This is a genomic window from Fodinibius sp. GM108 (assembly GCF_058386985.1).
Map to the genome: position 1 here is coordinate 159,150 of NZ_JBYEIR010000005.1, position 23,085 is coordinate 182,234.

Genomic DNA, 23,085 nt, shown 5'->3' on the forward strand with positions numbered 1-23,085 from the left:
GTTTATCAGTGTTCTATTCTCACGTGTGTTTAATGAAACTGTTCTAAAAAGCGGACGTCATTTTCATAAAAAATGCGAATATCATCGATCTGATGACGAAGCAGGGCAATACGTTCGACACCCATACCCCAGGCAAAACCGGTATATTTTTCAGGATCGATACCGGCCGATTTAAATACATTGGGATCGACCATGCCTGAGCCAAGTATTTCAAGCCACTTTCCGTCGTCGTCTGAGTTTGGTGTTTCCCACCAGATATCCATCTCTAAGCTGGGTTCGGTAAAAGGAAAATATCCCGGGCGCAAGCGATATTTGACATCCGAGCCAAACATTAGTTTTGCAAAGCTGATAAGCGTTTCTTTTAATTCAGCTACGCTTACATCCGTATCAACATAAAGTGCTTCTACCTGGTGAAACAGAAAGTAGGATTTTGGAGAAACCGCCTCGTTGCGATAGACGCGTCCGGGCATGATGGCACGTATAGGAGGCTCTTGTTGCTGCATCAGGCGAATCTGTACCGGTGACGTGTGGGTGCGAAGTACGAGATCCTCACCGTCATCATTTTTTTCGATAAAGAACGTATCCTGTTCGTCACGTGCGGGGTGATTCGGTGGGAAATTGAGTGCCGTAAAATTGTGAAAATCATCCTCTATCTCTGGTCCGTCGGCAATAGAAAAGCCGAGACGATAGAAAATGTTTTTCATCTCCTCGAGCGTCTGCGTGAGGGGATGGTAAGAACCTGCCGAATAGGGCGGGGCGGGAAGCGTAATATCATCAGTTGCCTTTTGAGAAGCCCCGTCTTTACGGGCTAAACGTTTTTTGGCATTTTCAAAAGTTTCTTCAGCCAGACTTTTAACTTCATTCATGGCTTTCCCGACTTCCGCCTTTTTTTCATTTGGCACTTCGCTCATCCGGGAGAACATCTCCTGCACTTTTCCATTGCGCGAAAGGAACTCCAGGCGGAAAGATTCAAGCTCTTCCTCATCGGTAATAGAATAATCCTGCACCTGTTGCTTTAATGATTGTATGTAATCGATCATCAATTAACGTATTAAACAGTCGAAATTATAAGCTATCAAACAGTGGAAAAATACGATTTACAGAAGTAAATAAACACGCAAATCGAATCCGTATTGGTAGGTGGAATCTATTTAATTAAGGGGAACCCTTCAATCAAAATAAAAAACCGATCCTCCTTCGATGAGGGGGATCGGTTTCAAGTTTTTTATCACGCTATTAATCCAAAGCTTCTTCGACAATAGCAGTAAATGTGTCCGGATCAGTGACGGCAAGATCAGCTAAAACCTTGCGGTTGATCTTAATATCTTTCTTGTTTAAGGCTCCCATCAGTCGCGAGTAGGTAGTACCATTCTGACGGGCAGCGGCATTAATGCGTGTGATCCAGAGCTTTCTGAACTCACGTTTGCGTACTTTACGGTCACGATACTGATACAGCATCCCTTTTTCGACCGTGTTTTTCGCAAACTTATAAACATTCTTTCGCTTACCCCAGTAACCTTTCGCCTGTTTTAAGATCTTGCGGCGACGGCGACGGGAAGCCACCTTATTTCTTGAACGTGGCATTTTGTCTGATGTTTAAAGTTTAAAATTAATTATTAACTATTAGGAAGCATCTGCTCGACATCCTTCTTTTGCGTCTTGTTAACAAGGGTAGGCTTGCCGAGTTTGCGTTTTTTTCTGCTGGTTTTCTTTGTGAGGATATGTGCTTTACCAGCTTTCTTGCGCTTGTATTTACCGGAACCGGTTTTTTTGAAGCGCTTTTTAGCCCCACTATGTGTTTTCATCTTAGGCATAATAAAAGACCTTTATTGAAAAATTTCTTCAGATTTAATGGCTAGGAAGATAATGATTTAAACGAACAGATTAAACTCTGATGATAAAGTTATTTTGAACTAAGTTTAATGATTCTTTTTCAACCGCAGAGTAACGCAGAGGGAGATCGCAGAGTTAAGCGGATATTTTAAGAAACTCTGTGAACTCTTCCTTCGTTCTGAATTTCCTGCTTCGGAAAGTCACCCTAAGAAGCACTGTTCTCAATAAATAGTTACACTCCCAAGCAGCAGTCCTACTACGAAGGACAGGCTTGGGAATGAGATGAATAGGGCAAATACATTAACAGCATCAAGAATTGCCATAAAAAAATCCCTGCCGGCTTCGACAGGGATTAAGTTCAACTAAAGATAAGACTTGAAGAAGAATTGAAAATCAGCTCTTTATGAACCACTTTTACCGGTCGGAGAAAGCATCATAATCATCCTGCGACCTTCCATATTTGGCTTCGATTCAATTTCGCTGATATCACTCAATTCATCAGCTAAGTCGTGAAGCAGCTCTTTACCCCGGTCGGTATAAAGCATGTCTCGTCCTCGGAATTGAACGGTTGCCTTCACCTTGTCACCGTCTTCAAGAAATTCACGGGCATGACGTGTTTTAAATTCAAGGTCATGGTCATCCGTGTTTGGACGGAATCGAAGCTCTTTAACCTGAACGGTATGTTGCTTCTTTTTGGCTTCTTTCTCTTTCTTCTTCTTTTTGTACATATACTTGCCGAAATCAAGCACCTTACATACAGGAGGATCTGCATTAGGCGCTACTTCAACAAGATCTAACCCATAGGAATTAGCTATTTCCTGAGCTCGCTCAATGGGAACGACCTCGTGTTCTTTATCAGCATCCTCCGGATGTATAACTCTGACTTTTGAGGATCTGATTTCCTCATTAGCATTAGGGCGATCTTCATTGCCCCGTGGGCGTGGTCTTCTGTTTCTTGCGATAAGTTACCTCTTCTTTTTATTAACGTTTAATGTTTTGGAACTTCTTTGTTATCAATTTCGGTAGTGAGATTAGAAATAAATTCAGAAAAATCAAAAGTCCCGATATCGCCTTCTTTATGGCGGCGAACCGAAACAGTGTTATCTGAAATTTCCTTCTCACCAATTATTAACATATATGGAATCTTGCTCGTTTCAGCATCTCGAATCTTACTTCCAACTTGTTCATTTCTCGTATCTACCTCAACCCGAACGTTGTGTTCTTTTAGCTGTGAAGCACACTGGTTGGCATATTCGTTAATATCATCCGAAACCGGAATAATTTGTACTTGTGTCGGAGCCAGCCAAACCGGAAAATCGCCGGCAAAATGCTCAATCAATATACTTGTAAACCGCTCCATGGAACCAAAGGGAGCCCGGTGAATAATAACGGGACGATGTTTGTCATTATCTGAACCGATATATGTCAGATCAAATCGTTCAGGCATTACATAATCAACCTGTACAGTACCCAGCTGCCACTTTCGCCCGATGGCATCACGGATTATAAAGTCAATTTTTGGGCCATAAAAACTTGCTTCACCGCGAGCTACGGTGTAATCCAGATCCATCTCGTCGGCCACTTCTTTGATCTCTGTCTCGGCACGCTCCCAGAATTCTGTCTTGCCACCATATTTTTCATCGTTGTCGTCGCGGAAGGAAAGACGAATATCCACCGGCATTTCGAAGGTGCCAAAAACAAGTTCCGTCAGGTCGATGCAGTTTATAATCTCATCTTTAAGCTGGTCGTGCGTGCAATAAATATGCGCATCATCCTGTGTAAAGCCGCGTACTCGAGAAAGTCCGTTGAGTTCGCCGGATTGTTCATAACGATAGACGCTGCCAAATTCGGCCAAACGAAGCGGCAGATCACGATAGCTGCGCAGCTCGTTCGAATAAATCCGGTGATGGTGCGGGCAGTTCATAGGCTTGAGCAGATAACCATCTTCGTCATCATCCATCGTAATCGGGTTATATTGCGATTCCCGATAGTAGGGATAGTGCCCTGAAGTGCGGTAAAGTTCCAAATGACCAATGTGCGGAGTGATCACTTCCTTATATCCGCGTTTCTTCTGTTCTTCACGCAAAAAATCCTCTAACGTTCTGCGGAGCGTAGTTCCGTTGGGCAGCCATACCGGCAGACCCTGACCCACCATCTCCTGATCGATCATATAAATACCGAGCTCTTTGCCCAGCTTTTTGTGATCACGTTTCTTGGCTTCTTTGAGTTGCTCCAGATACTGATCAAGCAGTTTTTGCTTTGGGAATGAAATTCCATAGATGCGCGTCAGCTGCTCATTATTTTCATCACCGCGCCAATAAGCACCGGCCAGGCTTGTCAACTTTACGGCTTTGATTCTGCCCGTATCGGGGATGTGCGGACCTTTACAGAGATCGACAAAATTCCCCTGCTTGTAAAAAGTAATATTTTCATCTTCAAGCTCTTTTATAAGATCGAGCTTGTATTCATTGCCGACATCTTTATAATGGGAGAGGGCTTCTTCTTTTGAGACCGGCATACGCTCAAATTCTGATTTTTTGCGTGCCAGCTCGATCATTTTTTCTTCGATCCTCTCCAGATCGTCTTCACCTACTGTTTGATCCCCAAAATCAATATCATAATAGAATCCATTTTCAACGGGTGGACCTATTCCAAATTTTGCGTTTGGATATAGTTCTTGAATAGCCTCTGCCAGTACATGAGCCGAGGAATGCCAAAAAGTATATTTGCCATCTTCATTGTCCCATGTATTAATTGTAATCTCTCCATCTCTTTTTATGGGACGATCCAGCTCCATGATCTCATCATCAAGAGTGATGCTCAGAGCTTCACGGGCCAGTCCTTTGGATATCGATTCGGCAATTTCGCGTCCGGTAGTCCCTTTTGGAAATTCCTTTTGAGTTCCATCCGGGAAAGTTATTGTAATTTGATCAGCCATTCAGTTATAACCAGCTATTAGTAAAAATTTTATGTCTTGTTTTAAGCCTGTAAAGATATAAAAATAAAAAAAGAGGCACAGCCCCATTTTATAGGATAATTGCAGAAAAGGTTTTATTTATCCTAAGAGAATTATAGATTATTCAGGATTAATAACACCAGTTGGTTTAGGATACATGAATAAGTTAAGAATGAATGGCAATTCTACTTCCTTTTTTGATGAGCAGCCAATTTTTATTCTGGATCAGCAAACGTATGATATTTTAGATGTTAATGATGCAGCGGTTGATATTTATGGGTATTCTCGTGATGAGTTTATGAATATGAACGTTTATGATCTGGGTAAGAGGAAGAAGCGTGTTGATCTTATTCACGGCTCGACTAATGCTGAAGGCGTTGATAAGATCTGGACGCAACAAACGAAAAATGGAGATACTATTCATGTTCAATTTACTCATCATACATTCTATTATAATGGACGTCCCGCAAAAATTGCTATTGCTCATGATGTGAGTCAACAGGTTGATCAAAATGAAACGCGACGGGCCAATTTTCCGAAGTTCATTACCCATGAATCAAATTTCCCGATGGCGGCAATTGAATGGGATGCCAATATGAGAGTCAGGAGTTGGTCGGATAAGGCTGAAGAGTTATTCGGATGGAGAGAAGAAGAGGTTATTGGTCAATCGAATTTCTTTGAAAAGTTAATTTTTGATGGGGATCATCAAACAGCCAGAAAAAAAATTTTGCAGGCAGTTCAAAATCAACAATCATATTTTTCTGCTGAAGGACGGGTAAATACGAAAAATGGTGAAAAGCTTATATGTAAATGGCACAACTCGTTGATTTATGATCGAGATAAGAAGCTTTATTCTGTGCATTCCCTGATTACTGATATTAGTGGTCAAAAACAGTCGGAGAATTTATTTCGTGCTCTATCTGAAGAGTCTCTTGTAGGTGTTTATCTGATTCAGGATGGTATTTTTAAATATGTGAATCCCAGACTGGCCGAAATCTTTGAATATGAGCGCGACGAAATCATAGATAAATTGTCTCCCCTGGATTTAACACATCCCGAGTTTAAGGAAGAAGTTCGTGAGAATATATCTGAGCGAATTAATGGAAATGTTAAATCCAAAGAGTATGATTTCTTATGTACTACTAAAAGTGGTCGAACCATTCATGTAAGTGTTTATGGAACAACTATTACCTATATGGGCAAACCGGCTATTATAGGTACAATGCTTGATATAACCGAAAACAAGGAAACCATCCGGAAATATCAAGCTAGTGTAAAAAGTTTTCAGGATCTTTTCGATTCCATAGGCGATGCGATTTATATCCAGGATTCTGAAGGAATAATTGTAGAAGTTAACAGGGGCGCCGTTGAGATGTTTGGCTTTGAGCAACCTCATTTTATCGGAGAAACGCCGGAAATTTTGGCTGCACCAGGCAAAGTGGACATGAAAAAAACCAACAACAAAATTCAAAAAGCGCTACGCGGTGAGCCCCAAAGTTTCGAATGGTGGGGTAAAAAAAGCAACGGCGAAGTTTTTCCTATGGAGATGGTGGTTAACCCCGGGACCTATTTTGGACAGGATGTCATCATAACGATAGCCCGTGATATCAGTGAACGTTACAAGGCAGAAGAGCAGCTGAGAAAAAATGAAGAGATGTTTCGTCAGCTGTTTCAAAATTCGCCTATTGCTATTGTTCAGATGGACAAACGACAAGAAATCCAACGAATTAATTCCGCTTTTGAAGATATTTTTGGATATCCAATCGAAGAGATTCAGGGAATAAATATTGATCAGCTGCTGGTTCCAAATGAAGAGCTCGAAATTGGACGGGGAATTTCAGAAAAGATATTTGAGGGTAAAACGGCTCACCATTTTGGAAAACGACTCTGCAAAGATGGTACATTAAAGGATGTATTGATTTATGGTGTGCCAGTGATTGTTGATGGTAAAACCGTAGCTATTTTCGGGATTTATGTAGATATCACGGAGCGGAAAGAAGCCGAGGAAAAGATCAAGAAATCCCTGAAAGAAAAAGAGGTATTATTGGCAGAGATTCATCATCGGGTAAAAAATAATTTGGCTGTTATTACTGGTCTGTTGGAGCTACAGGCATATAATACATCATCGAAAGAAGCTACTGAAGTTTTGCAGGAAAGCCAGATGCGGGTAAACTCTATCGCGCTTATTCACGAAAAACTGTATCAGAATGAAAATTTATCTGAGATCTCTTTCGACCTATATCTGGAACAGCTAACCGGGGTGATTGTTTCCTCTCTGAAGTCTTCGCAAACGGAGATCGATATAACTATTAATGCCGATCCGGTAAAACTAACTATTAATCAGGCTATTCCTTGCGGGCTTATCTTAAATGAAATTGTTACCAATGCTCATAAACACGCTTTTCCCGATTCTCAAAAAGGCAACATCGATATTTTCCTGGTTGAAGAAGATGGTAACCTGATGATGAAAATTGAAGATGACGGGATAGGCATGCCTGAGGATATAAGTGTTGAAAAGCCTACTTCACTTGGACTTAAGCTTATACGTACACTTACCAAACAGCTCAACGGAGAATCTGCACTAACAAATACTGGTTCGGGCAGTAGATTTACCCTTTCTTTTCCCCTTGAGGAATAAGATTAATTTTCTGATTAAGCTGTAGACGATAATGCGAGTCGTCCGGTCGTGCTCATGGTTTCTAATAAAAGTGCTGAATCCATTCTCTTCATTTTTAAACCGTCTTTACCCAGTCTTGAAAGACTGGGCTAATATAAAAAGCCAAAAAGCTGTCTAAAGACAGCTCAGGCTAGGCGAGGGGAACCAGGACCGTGGATGGTTGAAACTTACTGAAGCGTCCGATCGTGCTGTTCTGTCCCTGATTTTCCTACCTATAAGTGAAGTTTCTTTATTCTAAAAAAATTCTTCCCAAGCCGGAGCTTGGGAAGAATGGAAGGTCCGTTAAACGCGTTTTTAGCTTCCGTTAAGAATATCTTCGATATCTCTCATTTTGGTTCCGAACTCTTCCCAGTCGTTGTTTTGCAGGGCTTGCTGGGCTTCTTTCCAGAGCTGACGGAGTTTGGTGAACTCTTCGGACCTTTCTATATCCTCGGCTTGTGCTGCAACTTGTTCAGGAGCCGGAGCAGTTGTATCAATTTCGGCTGAGGCTATTCGCTCCCGTTCACCGTATAGAGCCTCGATAGATTGCCACAGTGTTGGCTGCATGGCAATACGGTCACCCGAAGTTGCAATCACACGCTGTAGTTGCGGAATGTCGACTCCCTCTGCAATCAGGAATACAGGTTCCACATAAATGAAGGAATCTTCTATGGGTATAACCATCAAATTCCCCCGGATTACTCGTGAGCCACGCTGATCCCATAGGGCCAACTGTCGCGAAATCTCGGTATCCTGATCAATACGCGCCTCAATTTGTGCCGGACCAAGGATAAGCCGGTCTTTGGGTAATTGGTAAACAGTAACCTCTCCGTAGTTTGGTTCATCAGAATTGGCAGCCATCCAGCCAATCATATTATCGCGGTTGTTAGGTGTGAGCGGACTAATCAACAGATATTGTAGTTCCTCCTGACCGGGTAACTTCGTTAACACATAATAAGGCTCCATTTTAATGGGTTGCCCGGCGTATGTCTCATTCGGACGTGTCCACAAGTCTTCATTATTGTAAAACACCTGAGGATTTGTCATGTGATACTCATTATATTTCTCAATTTGGACGATAAAATAGTGGATTGGATAGCGAATATGTTGACGTAAACCTCCGGGCATATCATCGATCGGCTGGAACATATCCGGGAAAATATCGCGATACACATCTAAAACAGGATCTTCTTCATCCGATACATAAAAATCAACCGAGCCATTATATGCATCAACTACTACTTTGACCGAGTTGCGAATATAGTTGTACTGATTATTATAGGGCTCGGAATAGGGATAATGCGGAGAGGTAGTGTAAGCATCCTGGATCCAGTATAGCTTTCCTTCATTTAGCACGAGATACGGATCGTCTTCCATTTCAAGGAAGGGCGCTATACGTTCCACACGTTCCTGAATACGTTTCCAGAAGATAATTTTGCTTTCGTCGTGGATATAATCGGTCAGCAGAATGTTAATATCGCCGAACTCCCACGCAAACAGCAGCTGGTTAAATAAGCCGCCAATCGGTACCCCACTGGTGCCTTGGTAATGTGTATACACATTTTCGTCTCCACTGGGATAGTCAAGCTCTCGTACATTTGTGTTGACGATCTTATAGTCCGAATTATGTTCTCCGAAATAGATAGCCGGTTGTTCGACCTCAAGTCCCAATCCGGCCTCGACTACCGGTGGAATATCCTTAATAGATAGTTGCGGATCGCCCTGCAAACCCTCTTGTGCCACAGGACTCATAACCAGACCATAGCCGTGCGTGTACTGCAGGCGCCGGTTTACCCATGTATCAGCTTGCTCGGGCAGGTCTTCGGTCAACTCGCGGGCGGATACCATCATCTGTTTGTATCCCGTATTGGTGTGGTAGCGGTCAACATCCACATCATAAAATTGATAATAAAGACGAATTTCCTGCAGCTGTCGATAGGTTTGTATCAACAGTCGCGGATCCCACAGACGTATATTCTCAATAGTTTCTTCATTTGCATCGATTGTTGATCGTGACATCTGCTCTGACGGCTGTGCACTATAAGGTTGAGTAGTCATTTGATCCAGAGCATATGCCTGTCGCGTTTGATCAATGCTATTTTGAATATGTTCCTCTTCGAGCTGAAGTTCGCTGGGCTGAACCACATACTGTTGAATAATGCCTGGTAATAATCCATTGCCGACTATCCCAATTACGATAGTAGTTGCAGCAGCTATTAAGAAAAGCTTAAATCGTGTTTTATACATCTGGATAAATGCAATTACCGCCAGGATCAAACACAGAACAGTCATGATCCAGATGACAGGCAGTTTGATATGTAGATCCGTATAAGTGGCACCATAAACCGCCCCGCCGGGACTATACAACAAATTGTATCGCTCGAGATAATATCCCCAAGAGAGCAGGAGGAGCCAGAGTCCCACATTGACGCTAATATGTTTCTTTATTCCGCTGGGGATATAAATATTTTTGGAGGATTGAATCGATATCGCTCCGGAGTATATGTACAAAATGATAATAGCGATAGTCACAAAGAAAACAAGTGATACCAAGCTGTTTTGGACCAGTTCTATGAAAGGGAGCCGAAACAGATAAAAACCTATATCATGGCCAAAGATGGGATCTACCTGTCCAAACGTCTCGTTCCAGTGGAAACGAAAATAAGTATCCCACCGCATAAAGAAGGCGAGTGAAAAGAACACGCTGATTATGGTTCCCAGACCAAAGAATACATTTTTTATTTTTCGTGTGCTGATATTTTGGATATTCAGCTGGGCCAGGGGCGATTGACCAAAGCTCATAGTACTGAATTTTTTGCCGAGGGTATTCATGTTGGGCAAAACATACAGCAATGCAACAATCAGTGAACCAATTAACAGGAGGGCCTGCGTCGTTTTTATTGTCCAGAAAACCTCTTCGTAACCAAGATTTTCGAGCCACATCCATTCTACAATCCAGTCGGTAAATCCACCAATAATTAAGATGGCCAGGATGATGGGAATAATAATCCAATAAATTTTTCTTGATAGTCCAGAAACATTATTCATAGTAACCTGTGACGTTTAAATAAACTTGTATTTATGTTTGCCAGCGTACAAGATTTGAGTTCTTAAAATAGTAACCATTTTTCAAAAAGAAGAATTTACGTTCCGGGAAGGATTACTTTTTTGATGTAGATACACTTTATTTAGGAAATTTTTGAAAAGCCATTTTATCGTCTAAATTTGTCTTAGCCATTCTAGATTAAGGGGCAAGAGTTGTGAAATCATACAGATTGTTTTTTTTTAAACTAAAAAAGTTTAAAATTGATTTTTTAAACTATATAGGGTTAAAATTGATTTTTTAAACTAAAATGGTTAAATAGAAATGAAGGTTAAATAAAAGATGGTCAAATAATGTCCAAGGCACTTGTTCTTATAGCGGATATAAAGAGCTCTCGGGAGATAGAAGGTCAGGAACGCAAACAATTGCAAGAAAAACTGGAAAATACCCTTGACGAGCTTAACAAGAACGGAGAGGGAGTGGTATCACCTTATACGGTTACACTGGGCGATGAATTCCAGGCTGTATTCGAAAAAGCGGACGCTGTTTTTGTACATATACTTAAAATAATGGCCGCGATGCATCCGATTGAGGTGCGTTTTTCACTTTCTGTGGGAAAAATTTCGACCCCAATAAATACCGAACAGGCTATCGGTATGGACGGACCGGCTTTCCATAAAGCCCGGGAGGGAATCGACAAGCTTAAAGAGAGCGGTTTTTTATTGCACGTTAGTACCGAAGACGACGAAGATTTGACCCTGAAAATAATCAATAACAGTTTACAGTTGCTGTCTAAACAGATCCGCAGCTGGAACAAAAAGCGGATTGTAATTTTACATATGCTTAAAGAAGGCTACAACTACAAAGAAATTATCAAGAAGCTGGATATATCGCAGACGGCTTTTTATAAAAATAAAGATGCAGGCTTACTTGATGTAATTGATGAGCTGAGCAACAATATGGCTAAAGTTATCAATAAAAAAATATCCTCATGAACTACGCTATTTTTCTGGCTATTCTGACCCTTATCCTCATTTCCCGCCTGAGACTTATTTTGAGAGATGAAGGCATAGACCGACGGGATATGCTAATCATAGGAGCAATACCAGTGTTGGCAATGCCTTTTCTTCAATTTAATATCAGCTGGATTCTTCTTTTGGTATATCTGATAGGATACCCGCCACTGATGCTGATGGCAGAAAAGTCACCAGATAAAATAAACCGAAACCGGGTACTCTTTCTGTTGTTGCATATTGTTGTTATCGGGATTTTCTGCAGTCCTTTAACAAATTTGGCTGCCAACGCTTTACCGGCTGATATTATATCGCTTTTTGATCAGGTGATGTTTGCCTCTCCGACCGTATCGATGAACGAAGTCTTTACTGCACAAATTTTTATTTTCGGATTGCTGATGGTATTAAATGAGGCAAATATCATCCTGCGTTATGTCCTGCGTCTTGCCGGACTTGATACGCTGGGGACAAAAGGAGTGGAGGTAGATCAAAAGGAATATAATACCGGGCGCATTATCGGTTTGCTTGAACGTATATTTGTATTTCTTTTTGTACTTCTGAATCAATTTGCAGCTATCGGTTTTATATTGGCTGCCAAGGGAGTGGCGCGCTTTCAGGATTTTAAAAGCCGAACGTTTGCAGAATATGTACTGATCGGTACGCTGCTATCTGCGTTGTTGGCAATGGTTGTGGCCTTTGCAGTAAAAGCTTCTTTGATGGGATAGTATCCGACACAAATAATAAACTGAAGGGCAGGGGGAGTAACCAGTTCTCCATCGGGTGGCTGAAATTGCCACCCGATGGATGCAAATACTTTTGACTGGTTTCCAAAAATATTTAAACAAGAAAAGCAATGAAATTTTACTGGCTATTAGAGGAAATGAACGTTAAACTGACTAAATGCACATTAAAAACTGAATTTTAGATAAGCCATTGAAAATGTTGAATTTATAAATAAGTAAAAGCGAAATTAAGCTATGATATTTTTTATCAAGTCAATGAACCTTTCTCTTTTAGTATCAATGGGTTAATTGTTATGATCTATAAATCACTTTAGGTAGGGGATATAATCTGGATACTTGGCGCTTTCTATTTTAGAGCAGATCCAAAGAAAATTTATAAGCTTTTAACAAGCAAAAAGAGATGACATGGTTAGCTGCCAACGCAGCAGTGAAATTAACGATGAAAGAAATTTTATTTCTACAGATTGGTTGGTCCGTCCGAGAGGCTAAGACCGCAAAAAAGCCGATAGAAAATCTTCCCTTGAGGGTCCCGATGTCTCATAGTATAGTCTATGTAGCCAAGCTACTTCGGTGCAGTAGGTCTTTAGCAACGTGGAGAATTACTACCTGCGAGCTATTTCCGGGAGATGGATTTGATTCCGGCTTAATTCAGAGCCTCCGCTCACCGTGACATCACCGTTGTTTATAGCCATCGTCCTTTTTAACAAACCCACGGAAAAGAAACTTCGCGATTGTTTGTTCCTTTTTGGATGAGCAAATCTCGAGTACTGACGGGATTTCGTCTATTTTTTGTCAACAAAAAACGGACAGTTCAATCTTTTCTCTAGCTCTGTTGGTCCAGGCCGCTGTTGAGTCAAAAAGGGGAAGAATACGCTAATGCTAAACAAGCATACAATCTGCTTTAGCGGCGATCTGTGAAATACAGCCGTCGTCAAAAATAGGTTAGAGGGATCATCCGCGAAGGCGGGCAATTAATCCCAATACAAAAAGTCCTATTAACAGAGCAACGATGCCTTCTATTGTCATCAAATGTCCTAACAGGATATCGAATCCCCATTCCAGATATGCAATACCCCACCGAATCCATTCTTTAATCATAACAAGCCAACATTTTTTGATATTAATTTCTGTAACCTTGTATGAAGATCAGCAGCAAATGTTCCGGAAAGCGAATCGCAGGAGAGTGGGATTATTTTTCAACCAGATAAATTCCGTCATCTTCAATACGGATAATATCTTCTTTATATAAGCGGCCGATAGCTTTTTTAAACGTTTTTTTGCTCATCTCAAGCCGGTTGTGTATTTCCTCGGGATCACTTTTATCGTGCAGGTCCAAATATCCCCCCATTTGCTTTAACCGCTGAAGAATATGGTCGGCATTGGGCCCTACTTTTTTGTACCCGATAGGACGCAAGGTGACGTCAATCTTATTATCGTCACGAACTTTTTTAATGTAGCCGGTAGTTTTATCTCCGTAGCTCACATCTTCAAAAAACTCATTGTGGTAAATAAGTCCTTCATGTTTTTTATTGATGATGACGTTATACCCGAGATCTGTTTCGTTCCAGATCCATAAATCAACTTCATCTCCTTCTTCAACAGTAATTTCTTCGTTATCCAGAAAGCGGTCGATCTTGGTTGTAGCGGCAAGCCTGTTTGTTTCTTCATCCAGATACATATAGACCAGGTGCGATTGTCCCTCTCTCATATCTTCGGTTTGCTCGCGGTAGGGGACAAAAAGATCTTTATCAAGTCCCCAGTCGAGAAAAGCACCATTTCTGTTTACGTCCCTTACCTCAAGAAAAGCAATACTGTTGAGAGTAATATAGGGATCCTGCATTGTAGCCGTAACGCGCTCTTCACCATCTTTATACAAGAAAACGCGTACATTTTCTCCCTTTTTCAGATCCCGAAAAGCCAATTTGTTGGGCAGTAATACCTCTTCATCTGAATTTCCCGAAGTATCCTGTAAAATATATCCGTGAGGGGTACTGCGAGCTACATTAAGCGTTTGGTAAGTTCCTATGGGTAACATAATCTGATTTAGAGTGGAAAAGATACGATGAACTAAAGATAGGGGCTTATCGAGTGATTCTCCAACTGATTTAAGTTATTTTTAACTCAGCGAAAAGCTGGTGGAATACCACATTTCTTTCCCAAAAGTGATTTATTCAGATTCCGAATTTCCGACAAAGAGGATGGTTACAAGCAATATAGTATCCCGAATAACACGCAGAGAATGAGGTTGTTTCCTGTTTAAATAAAGCCAGTCACCACTGGACAATACATGCGTTTGGTCATCAACTTTAAATTCAGTTTTTCCCTCCAGGCACTGCACCGAAATTTGTCCATCCACGCTGTGTTCTGATATAACTTTATCTTTAGGCAGAACCATGCGTATGGCTTCCATATCGGAGGTTTTCATCAGCGCCAGTGTAGCATCATCGGGCATATCCTCCTTGAGTGAATAGAGATTAATAACCTCACCGGGTGCTATTTTAGGCTGTGCCATAATATATTCTCCTATAAATTTTGTTTCATCTTAACTTAACATTCAGATATTGAACTGCAAATTCTGCTCTTAATTACTGCATTGAGCCTTAAGGGCTGTAACATCCTCATCAGTTAATTCCAGATTAAAAGTATTTTGTTTCCCCATCTTGTGATACATTATCGATTTCGGATTATTAACATGGTTAATTCCCAACGCATGACCCACTTCATGAGCTAGCACTGTTTTTAGCTCAGACTGGTTTGAGAATTGAAGAACCTTGATAGCCTTGTTTTTTCCTTTTTTGATAAACTGTCCCTGGTCAAAACTCTTAATTCCACCAAACTGATTATTATATCGGGCAATCATTTTGTTTTGTTCTTTCATCAGACCATTCAGCTGTTCGGATTTAGCATTCGTTTGCTTTCGGAGTGACTCCAGGTTTTTTTGCCTCCGCTCGATATCCGATTCCAAGTTTTTTATCTGACGTTCTAACTTGTTAAGCTCATTAATTTTGTCTTGTGATGGATTCTGTCCCTGCAGCTTTTCGGCAAGTTCAGTATATGAATCTGCTATCCTGTTGTATCTGGAAACGGTGCTCTTAAAATCGCTTTCTTTCTGTTTATAACGTTTAGCCAGTCGCTGGTATTCATTGCGCGTGGCTGCGGCTTGCTCTTTTTTTGTTCTGATCTGATTCGAGAATAATTGTTCCTCTTCGGATCGCTTTTGCTCCTTACTGTAGACCAGATCAATGACGACTTTTCCATCTTCTTTATATTCCAGCAAATTTCTATCCATTGCTGTTTCCCACAATTCTTCTACTTCTCTCATGATGGAAGTTATTTGTTGGGCGGAGAGTTTAAATCGAGAGTCGATGTCTCCAACACGATAGGTCAGAGGTTCTTCACAGGGTTGAGAGGTGAGTGCATCTGTAGAAGGTTTGTCTGTATCAGTGATAAAGATAAGAAGGGCGCCGGCGAAAATAATCAGGACACAAAAACCGAAAAAATTCTTCACTGTCTTAACTAATTATGAATGTTATACCATAATTTAACAGACAGCAATTCAAGAGCAAAGCAAATAATAACAGATATACTCTTGCCTTCAGTTCCGCTCACTAATCGGCATTAGCAAACCGTTGTTCCGCCGTTTGAGCCAGATCGAGCACAGCGCGGGTATACAGGTCACTGGGATTGTAGCGCAATACCGCTGTCTCGATACTGCCGGTTCGTTCTTTAAAGTAGGCCAGATAATTACCGATCGACATGATGTTGTTATCCATATCGAAGATATCTTTGCCCACAAACCACTTGTTCAGTGAATAGGGAATAAATTGAGCAAAAGCCATTGCTCCGGCATAACTTGATTTTAGCTCGAATACGTCGATTTCATTACGCTCCACAAATTTGAGGAGTTCTTTAATCTGTTCTCTGGCAAAATCTTGCCGATAATCGTTGGCATACATCGAGACGTATGCGTTAAATGGGTTATAGCTGCCAATATTTTTTCCAAAATCTGATTCAATACCCAGAATGGCCGCAATCACATATCTGGAAATACCGTACTCTTGTTCAGCTTTTTGAAGCTGATCTGAGTGCTTGTCTATAAAAGTGATAATTTCATTCGCTTTGTGATCGAAACCGAGAACTCGTTTATACGAATCTAGACTGTGAGATTTTCGCTCGGCTGACTTTATAAATCGGTCGGCAATATCCTCATGAATTTTGAATCGCGGATCATCAAGCAAATTACTGATATCAAGCCCTTGGTTTTGCAGGTAAGAGATAAGATCGGAAAGCCGCTCGTGCGGGTTTTTATCTATTGAAACATATTCAGTTGAAATAGAAGTGGAGTTAACGCTTAGCATTTTGTCGTGCTCATGGCCAAAAGCTGAATTGAACCCCAAAAAGCCAACTATGCATACTGTTAATCCGATCCACAATTTTTTTCTGAACATATCAATCCCTATGCCTAAAATATTTAAGTTGATCTCCGCTTAATAATAAGAAACCTCCACAAAAAATGAAGGCTAAATCATTGTTTTTATTACCTAAAGCGGAATTAATTTATTACAGGCTTGGTCAAGATTTTCCCCGCTTAGCCAAGTCTTTATCTAACATCAACTTACATAAAGTTAACGGATATGTCAGCTCAAAAATTGTAGAATTTTTTAAGGAAAAGGCCAGGGTTTGTCCTCTCTGAATCTGCAGAACATTAAAGATATAGCACAAAATTTGTGCGCTTATATTACAGCTTTAAAAAAGGAAAGTATTAACTAATTAAATTTAGGAGGTCTGATTTTGTTTCTTTACATCCTCTTTTTCTTCCAGCCATTTATTCCAGGACTGTTTTAGCGCTTTTAGGAAAATTTCAGTTTCCCGAGCACCTGAAACGGCGAACTTTCGATTGAACAGAAAGAAAGGCACACCGCGGATATTAATACCGCTGGCAATTTCAATGTCGTGTTTAACTTGATTGGTATATTGATTGGATTCAAGCACTTCTCGGGTTTTATCTGCATCGAGACCAACTTCCGAAGCAATAGCCAAAAGCGTATTGTGATCGGCGATATTTTTACCCTCGGTAAAGTAGGACCGAAATAATGCTTCTTCAGCTTCATCGGCTTTATTTTGATCCTTTGCAAACTGGATGAATCGGTGAGCATCAAATGAATTGGCTACCACTGCCTGATCCATATTGTATTCCAGTCCCTCTTCGGCAGCCATATCTGTCACACGTTGATTCATTTGTTGGGCTTGTTCCAGCGACCAGCCCTTGGCATCGGCCAAATATTCATTAATATTGGCATCGGGATCAGTCTCCATATCGGGATTAAGCTGAAAGCTGCGCCAAATAATATCGACTTCATCGTCATATTCAAATTGATCGAGCGCCTTTTCAAAACGGCGCTTACCGATATAGCAAAAGGGGCACATGATGTCAGACCATATTTCTACTTTCATAGGAAAACAGATTTATCTGTAGAATTTATTTTTACGTTAAACTAAACAATTTACAGCGGTAAACATTCATACCATGCGAATGCTTTATTCTATGTTGAAACTTCAGCTGTAGTTATAAGCTATATTATTATGAAATTATCTGCTGATTTGGTTAGGATATGATTTTGATCAGGTTCCGTAAGCTGTCAGTATTCAACTTTAATTTGTTAATCCTTTTAGTAAATGGCTGAATTTAATAAATGAATCATCGATTTTACTTAGAGTATAACCCACCCCGGAAAGCTTTAGGGAGGGATTTCAAAACCTTTTGGACAAAGTAGTTCTTCCGAAAGCTTTCGGAAAGGGGGCAGCCCTGTGGAATGCCACAAAAGTGGCCTCCCGATGTATCGGGAGATTCCACAAGGGCAGGGGCGAATTAGAGTAGAACTAACGACCATATTCAAAATTTATGGATATATAATTAATATGTTTTTATCATTATTATTCTGGACGATCGTTGCGATTATTGCAACAGCTATTTTATGGAAGGGGAGCGATTGGCTTGAACATTCCAGTGAGGAACTGTCAATCTATTATGAACTGCCTGATATAGTCCAGGGAGCGTTAGTAGTAGCCATTGGTTCAAGTTTTCCTGAGCTGTCAACGGTGGTGATCTCCACATTGCTACATGGTGAATTTGAGCTTGGGGTAGCCGCCATTGTGGGATCTGCCATTTTTAATATTCTGGTTATTCCGGCCGCCGCGGGATTGGTTACGAAAGATCCGCTAGAATCAAACAGGGATCTGGTTTATAAAGAAGCCCAGTTCTATATCATTTCTGTTGCTGTATTGATCATCACCTTCTCATTTGCAGCTATTTTTAATCCGGTTGCTTCCAGTGGAGGTATTATACTTGGAGAAATGGATCGCCTCCTTGCGCTGATGCCGATCGTGCTTTACGGCTTCTATATTTTCATCCAGTACCAGGATACGATGGATTACGAGCCGGAAATAGATCCCCATGATATACAACCACTGAAACAGTGGGGGATGCTTGCAGTCAGCCTGGTGGTGATCTTAATAGGAGTGGAGATGCTGGTGCGAGCCGCCATTGAGTTCGGTGATATTCTTGAAACACCCTCGTTCCTCTGGGGTATTTCGGTGGTTGCGGCGGGCACAAGTATTCCGGATGCATTTGTAAGTATTAAAAAAGCGCAAAAGGGCGATGCCATCACTTCACTTGCTAATGTTCTGGGAAGCAATATTTTTGATCTGCTGGTTTGTATTCCCGCAGGCGTGCTGATAGCGGGAGTAACAGTCATTAACTTTACGATTGCTGCCCCGATGATGGGAATGCTCACCCTGGCCACGTTGCTGTTATTCAGCTTTATGCGCACGGATATGATTCTCGACCAGAGAGAATCGGCAACGCTCATTATAGTTTATTTACTATTTTTAATTTGGATGGGATTGGAGAATTTCGGCGTTATCGATTCGATTCCGTCCCTGCCATAGGGACTTATCCAGTCCCATAAAGAAAAAATTGTATGGGTCTTAAAACTAGCTTAAAGAGGTTTGTCCCCGTGTCATGCTGAATCCTGTCCTGAACTTGATTCAGGATCTTTTCAGCATCTGTTGCTAAGGTTGTTTTAAAGCCTATCATTCAGGATGACATCTTTTTCTGTCATCCTGCTCGCGTAAATTACCCCTTAATAACAGCCACCGGCTTCATTTTGACTGCTTTTTTCGCGAGTCCGGCCTGTTCGACAGTATCAACAACAATCTCTACGTTCTTATAAGCCAGTGGAGCTTCCTCAGCAACTCCGCTCTTGGATGCCGCCTGAACATGTATATCATCTTTATTAAGACGGCTTATAAGTTCACCGGCATTTACCTGTTTTTTGGCAGCAGTGCGCGACATGCTTCGCCCGGCACCGTGACAGGTAGAGCCGAAAGTCGATTTCATCCCTTCAGAAGTACCGGTGAGCACGTACGAACTGGTGCCCATACTTCCGGGAATGAAAACCGGTTGTCCGATTGATTTATATCTCTTGGGAAGGATCGGATGTCCGGGACCAAAAGCGCGTGTTGCACCTTTTCGGTGTACAATCAGCTTTTTAGTTTCGCCGTTGATTTCATGTTCTTCGATCTTGGCGATGTTGTGTGCAATGTCGTAAACTACCTCAACTTCACCGGCTTTAGATCCCAGCAAGCCTTGCCATGCTTCTCGTATTTCGGATGTCATAACTTGACGATTGCAGAAAGCAAAGTTGGCTCCGGCGCCCATAGCATGATAATAACTTTTACCGTCTTCTCTGCTCATCGGGGCGCAGGCAAGACCTCTGTCTGGAAGTTCAATTCCGTAGTTACCAAGGTTTTGCTGAAAAGTTTTTACATAGTCGGTGGCAACCTGGTGACCGAGTCCGCGTGAGCCGGTGTGGATGAAGAAGACAAGCTGTCCTTTTCGCAGGTTCATCGCTTTGGCAGCATCTTTATCAAAAATTTCAGAAACACGATCAATTTCTAAGAAGTGATTACCTCCGCCGAGCGTACCCAGCTGGTTTTTCCCTCGCTGCTTGGCATTGTAAGAGACAAAATCGGCTCCCGCAAAATCCATTCGTCCGTTCGCTTCACAGTGTTCAAGGTCGGCAGGCTTTCCGTGTCCATTAGCCACCGCCCAGTGGGCTCCATTCTCGAGCACATCATCCAGTTTATCATGAGATAAGTTTATAGATCCGCTTTTACCTGCCCCGGCTGGTATGCGCTTATAGAGCCGCCTCGATAATTCTCCGATCCGGTGTTTGATATCCTCATACATAATATCAGTAGACAGAAGGCGTACTCCACAATTGATATCATATCCGATACCGCCGGGAGATATCACACCATCCGGATATTCCGTAGCAGCAACACCGCCGATGGGAAAGCCGTATCCCTGGTGTGCATCGGGCATAGCAATAGCCGCTTTCGTTATGCCCGGCAGGGTGGAGACGTTCATAAGCTGATTAAGTGAATCATCATCAAGTATCGCATCGAGCACTTCTTGTGTGGCGTATACCTGTGCAGGTACGCGCATATCATCTCTGGATGAGGCCGGGATCTCCCAGAGGAATGGCGATTTTTGTTGAATATTCTCTTTTGTCAACATGATAATATGTTTTAGGATGAGAATTAAAGGATGCTCCTTTTAGCCACCAATAATTTAACAATCGAGAAAAGTCATTCGTTGGAGTTATGGCTTACTTTTAGATTAAATATCAAAGATAATATTCGTCGTTATAGCAGCATTACCAGAGTCTTTAATCTCAGCCTGGTGATAGGTAACTGCCTTAATGACTTCATCAAAATAGTCGACTGGTATTCCGTAAACATATGCCCGCACTTTGGTGGGAGATATCTCCTCAATGTCCGCTCGAATAAATACTGTTTTTTGGATATGGCTTTGCGTTAAAATTTCAGAGAGGAAATCGATCAGCAGAGCTGTTCTGTCCTGTGCTGTGATTTCTATCTGCCGGGATTCCGAAAGCTGATTTGAATCCACCGGAAGATCTTCCCGAAGTAGTTTTGCCAATCCCCGGACAGAAGTTTCAAAAAGATCCGCCAGGTCGCCGGCTTCTACGCAAAATCCTTTATCAGCAGTATGTTCGATAAATTCAAAATGGCCCATAGCAGGGGATATGTTTAATTTCCATAGCATAATTATACCCATGTGGATTAGAAATCATTCCGTACCAGGTGCGTTTATATACTGGTTCAAGCTTGCAACATGGACCGGTCAGACTACCTGATTAAAAACTTTAACCTTGATACTAAGGCGATTCAGCGACAACGTGATATGAACCGGGAGTTGCTTCTGTGCATAGGTCGATAAGCTTTTTAATTCCTTCTTGTGCGCGATGATCGTTGCGCATAGCTTCTACGGCCTCCATACTGTTCCAGGGACCGAACGAGTAAAACAGAGTGGGTTCGGAGGTACTTTGGATGAGTATCCCTTTACCTGGAGGGTCAGGAAGTGAAGCAAAGGTTTTCCCAAGTTCTTTCCATGCGGTAATGAACTCTTGTTGATTATCTTCTTGGACGTTCCACACGCCGAGTGTATAAACCTGTTGTTCCATGTTGTTAGCCTCTGATGTTGAATCTGATCTTGGTCGGCTAAAGAAAAATAATGAGCAGCAATCAGCAGTAAGAGCAGGATTAAGCTTTTTATAATTGACATGGCCAAGCCTCATTTACCTATTGATATATTAATACAGTTTTGTGCTAAATATCAATTAATAACCACAGTCTTATAATTATTTTGATCTGGAATTGAAAAGATCTGATCATCTTACCAATAGGAGTCAAGTTTCCAGTTCGCTGGCTATCAGTAGTAATGGTCCCCAGCTGATGTTGATAGCTGGCGGCTGACAGCTGACAACTTATAGCCTTTCATGGAAGCAAATTTTTTTAATGACTTCATACTATATCCTTAATATTTTAAGCTATATGCTTTTTTTGTTTAAAATTATCCCGGTTTTTTGATAAATTGGTGTTTCCTCAATTTGTAAGATAGGGGCATAATGGAGAGGGTCCGAAAAAGATAATCAGAGAAGGAGTATTTTATTATGGGTAGAAGAACAGAGCAGATCATAGAAGAACAGATTAACGCCTGGAGCCATCAGAATCTTAGACATCTCCGGTCCAGGTCCAAACAGAGAAAAAAGCCGGCTATTACGATATCCAGAGAATTCGGGGCGCTGGGTGCGGCTCTGGGCAGGCTGTTGGGAGAGAAAATGGATTTCAAAGTTTGGGATAATGCACTTCTGGAGGCAATTGCTGATGAATTGGACAGCAATGAAAATATGCTCGAAACGGTTGATGAGCGGCTCAGGGAGCCGGTGCAAGACACGGTCGCAGGCTTTCTGAAAAATATAAATACCAATGTTAACTATCTGCGGTCCCTTGTCCGCGTTGTTAAAACTATTGAGTCATATGGGAACTGTATAATTGTAGGCCGAGGAGCCAATTACATCTGCCAAAAGGATTCTTCATTTCACCTGCGCGTTGTCTCTCCACTTGAAAAGAGAGTAGAAGGATATGCAAAAAGAGAAAACATAAGCAATGAGCAAGCTTTGCATATTATCCGCGAGAAAGATGCTGAACGGGCTAACTTTGTAGAATACAATTTCAACAAAGATGTTACAAATGCCGCAGACTACGACCTGCTGTTAAATTCCGGCACATACAGCCTGGAGGAGATGGCTGCTATTGCTCAGGATGCTTACAGGAAGAAGACCAAGAGGTTCATAGAAGATTAAAACACTTTCTCTGGAAAATTATCTTCAGAGTAATAAGGAACATTTTCCGCCAACTTTTGAGCTGATGTCTTAAACCGATAACTCATCTTCAAACGTCAGATGAACAAAAGT

General features: G+C 41.5%; 20 protein-coding genes. 5 read left to right on the forward strand and 15 right to left on the reverse strand.

Annotation, left to right across the window (positions count from 1 at the left end):
• Positions 1-29 precede the first annotated feature (29 nt).
• The 5 genes from pheS to thrS form a co-directional block, all read right to left on the reverse strand.
• Entirely contained in the window at positions 30-1,040 is a 1,011-nt protein-coding gene (pheS, locus tag ACT3ID_RS10835; protein ID WP_491542051.1) for a phenylalanine--tRNA ligase subunit alpha, read from the reverse strand.
• 196 nt (positions 1,041-1,236) lie between these two features.
• Positions 1,237-1,584: a 50S ribosomal protein L20 gene (gene rplT / locus ACT3ID_RS10840; RefSeq protein WP_491542052.1), complete on the reverse strand. Its 348-nt coding sequence runs from the start codon at positions 1,582-1,584 to the stop codon at positions 1,237-1,239.
• A gap of 32 nt (positions 1,585-1,616) precedes the next feature.
• A complete protein-coding gene (gene rpmI, locus ACT3ID_RS10845; protein ID WP_491542053.1) occupies positions 1,617-1,814 on the reverse strand; it encodes a 50S ribosomal protein L35 in 198 nt (65 codons plus the stop codon).
• Positions 1,815-2,234: 420 nt separating this feature from the next.
• Complete coding sequence (infC, locus tag ACT3ID_RS10850; RefSeq protein ID WP_491542256.1) at positions 2,235-2,795, reverse strand: translation initiation factor IF-3; 561 nt, start codon at positions 2,793-2,795, stop codon at positions 2,235-2,237.
• 26 nt (positions 2,796-2,821) lie between these two features.
• A complete protein-coding gene (thrS, locus tag ACT3ID_RS10855; protein WP_491542054.1) occupies positions 2,822-4,771 on the reverse strand; it encodes a threonine--tRNA ligase in 1,950 nt (649 codons plus the stop codon).
• 175 nt (positions 4,772-4,946) lie between these two features.
• Between thrS and ACT3ID_RS10860 the strand changes: the two genes are divergently transcribed.
• Positions 4,947-7,427 carry a PAS domain S-box protein gene (locus ACT3ID_RS10860; RefSeq protein WP_491542055.1) on the forward strand — a complete coding sequence of 827 codons (2,481 nt, stop codon included), beginning with the start codon at positions 4,947-4,949 and terminating at the stop codon, positions 7,425-7,427.
• Between the two features lie 333 nt (positions 7,428-7,760).
• Here ACT3ID_RS10860 and ACT3ID_RS10865 read toward each other — a convergent pair whose 3' ends face one another.
• Complete coding sequence (locus tag ACT3ID_RS10865; RefSeq protein ID WP_491542056.1) at positions 7,761-10,493, reverse strand: UPF0182 family membrane protein; 2,733 nt, start codon at positions 10,491-10,493, stop codon at positions 7,761-7,763.
• Positions 10,494-10,841: 348 nt separating this feature from the next.
• Between ACT3ID_RS10865 and ACT3ID_RS10870 the strand changes: the two genes are divergently transcribed.
• Together ACT3ID_RS10870 and ACT3ID_RS10875 are read left to right on the forward strand one after the other, a co-directional pair.
• A complete protein-coding gene (locus ACT3ID_RS10870; protein ID WP_491542057.1) occupies positions 10,842-11,483 on the forward strand; it encodes a SatD family protein in 642 nt (213 codons plus the stop codon).
• Positions 11,480-12,226, forward strand: coding sequence for a hypothetical protein (locus ACT3ID_RS10875; RefSeq protein WP_491542058.1), 747 nt, complete (start codon positions 11,480-11,482; stop codon positions 12,224-12,226). The genes ACT3ID_RS10870 and ACT3ID_RS10875 overlap by 4 nt, the downstream gene beginning before the upstream one ends.
• 969 nt (positions 12,227-13,195) lie before the next feature.
• Here the strand turns inward: ACT3ID_RS10875 and ACT3ID_RS10880 are convergent.
• The 6 genes from ACT3ID_RS10880 to ACT3ID_RS10905 form a co-directional block, all read right to left on the reverse strand.
• Positions 13,196-13,342 carry a hypothetical protein gene (locus tag ACT3ID_RS10880; protein WP_491542059.1) on the reverse strand — a complete coding sequence of 49 codons (147 nt, stop codon included), beginning with the start codon at positions 13,340-13,342 and terminating at the stop codon, positions 13,196-13,198.
• A gap of 91 nt (positions 13,343-13,433) precedes the next feature.
• Entirely contained in the window at positions 13,434-14,279 is an 846-nt protein-coding gene (locus ACT3ID_RS10885; RefSeq protein WP_491542060.1) for a CvfB family protein, read from the reverse strand.
• Positions 14,280-14,411: 132 nt separating this feature from the next.
• Positions 14,412-14,756, reverse strand: a complete 345-nt coding sequence (locus ACT3ID_RS10890) for a cupin domain-containing protein (protein ID WP_491542061.1) — start codon at positions 14,754-14,756, stop codon at positions 14,412-14,414.
• Positions 14,757-14,825: 69 nt separating this feature from the next.
• Complete coding sequence (locus tag ACT3ID_RS10895; RefSeq protein WP_491542062.1) at positions 14,826-15,752, reverse strand: matrixin family metalloprotease; 927 nt, start codon at positions 15,750-15,752, stop codon at positions 14,826-14,828.
• A 100-nt stretch (positions 15,753-15,852) separates the two neighbouring features.
• Complete coding sequence (locus ACT3ID_RS10900) at positions 15,853-16,692, reverse strand: lytic murein transglycosylase (RefSeq protein ID WP_491542063.1); 840 nt, start codon at positions 16,690-16,692, stop codon at positions 15,853-15,855.
• Between the two features lie 328 nt (positions 16,693-17,020).
• A complete protein-coding gene (locus ACT3ID_RS10905; RefSeq protein WP_491542064.1) occupies positions 17,021-17,698 on the reverse strand; it encodes a DsbA family oxidoreductase in 678 nt (225 codons plus the stop codon).
• Between the two features lie 465 nt (positions 17,699-18,163).
• On the opposite strand from ACT3ID_RS10905, the gene ACT3ID_RS10910 reads away from it, so the two are divergent.
• The gene (locus ACT3ID_RS10910) at positions 18,164-19,192 is read left to right on the forward strand and encodes a sodium:calcium antiporter (RefSeq protein ID WP_491542257.1); all 1,029 of its coding nucleotides are present in this window, start codon (positions 18,164-18,166) and stop codon (positions 19,190-19,192) included.
• 187 nt (positions 19,193-19,379) lie between these two features.
• Here ACT3ID_RS10910 and ACT3ID_RS10915 read toward each other — a convergent pair whose 3' ends face one another.
• The 3 genes from ACT3ID_RS10915 to ACT3ID_RS10925 all read right to left on the reverse strand — a co-directional run bounded on the left by ACT3ID_RS10915 (position 19,380) and on the right by ACT3ID_RS10925 (position 21,906).
• Entirely contained in the window at positions 19,380-20,825 is a 1,446-nt protein-coding gene (locus ACT3ID_RS10915) for an RtcB family protein (RefSeq protein ID WP_491542065.1), read from the reverse strand.
• A gap of 102 nt (positions 20,826-20,927) precedes the next feature.
• The gene (locus tag ACT3ID_RS10920; RefSeq protein WP_491542066.1) at positions 20,928-21,344 is read right to left on the reverse strand and encodes an archease; all 417 of its coding nucleotides are present in this window, start codon (positions 21,342-21,344) and stop codon (positions 20,928-20,930) included.
• 142 nt (positions 21,345-21,486) lie between these two features.
• Positions 21,487-21,906, reverse strand: coding sequence for an antibiotic biosynthesis monooxygenase family protein (locus ACT3ID_RS10925; RefSeq protein WP_491542067.1), 420 nt, complete (start codon positions 21,904-21,906; stop codon positions 21,487-21,489).
• A 375-nt stretch (positions 21,907-22,281) separates the two neighbouring features.
• Between ACT3ID_RS10925 and ACT3ID_RS10930 the strand changes: the two genes are divergently transcribed.
• Complete coding sequence (locus ACT3ID_RS10930) at positions 22,282-22,974, forward strand: cytidylate kinase-like family protein (protein ID WP_491542068.1); 693 nt, start codon at positions 22,282-22,284, stop codon at positions 22,972-22,974.
• The last annotated feature ends 111 nt before the right edge of the window (positions 22,975-23,085 follow it).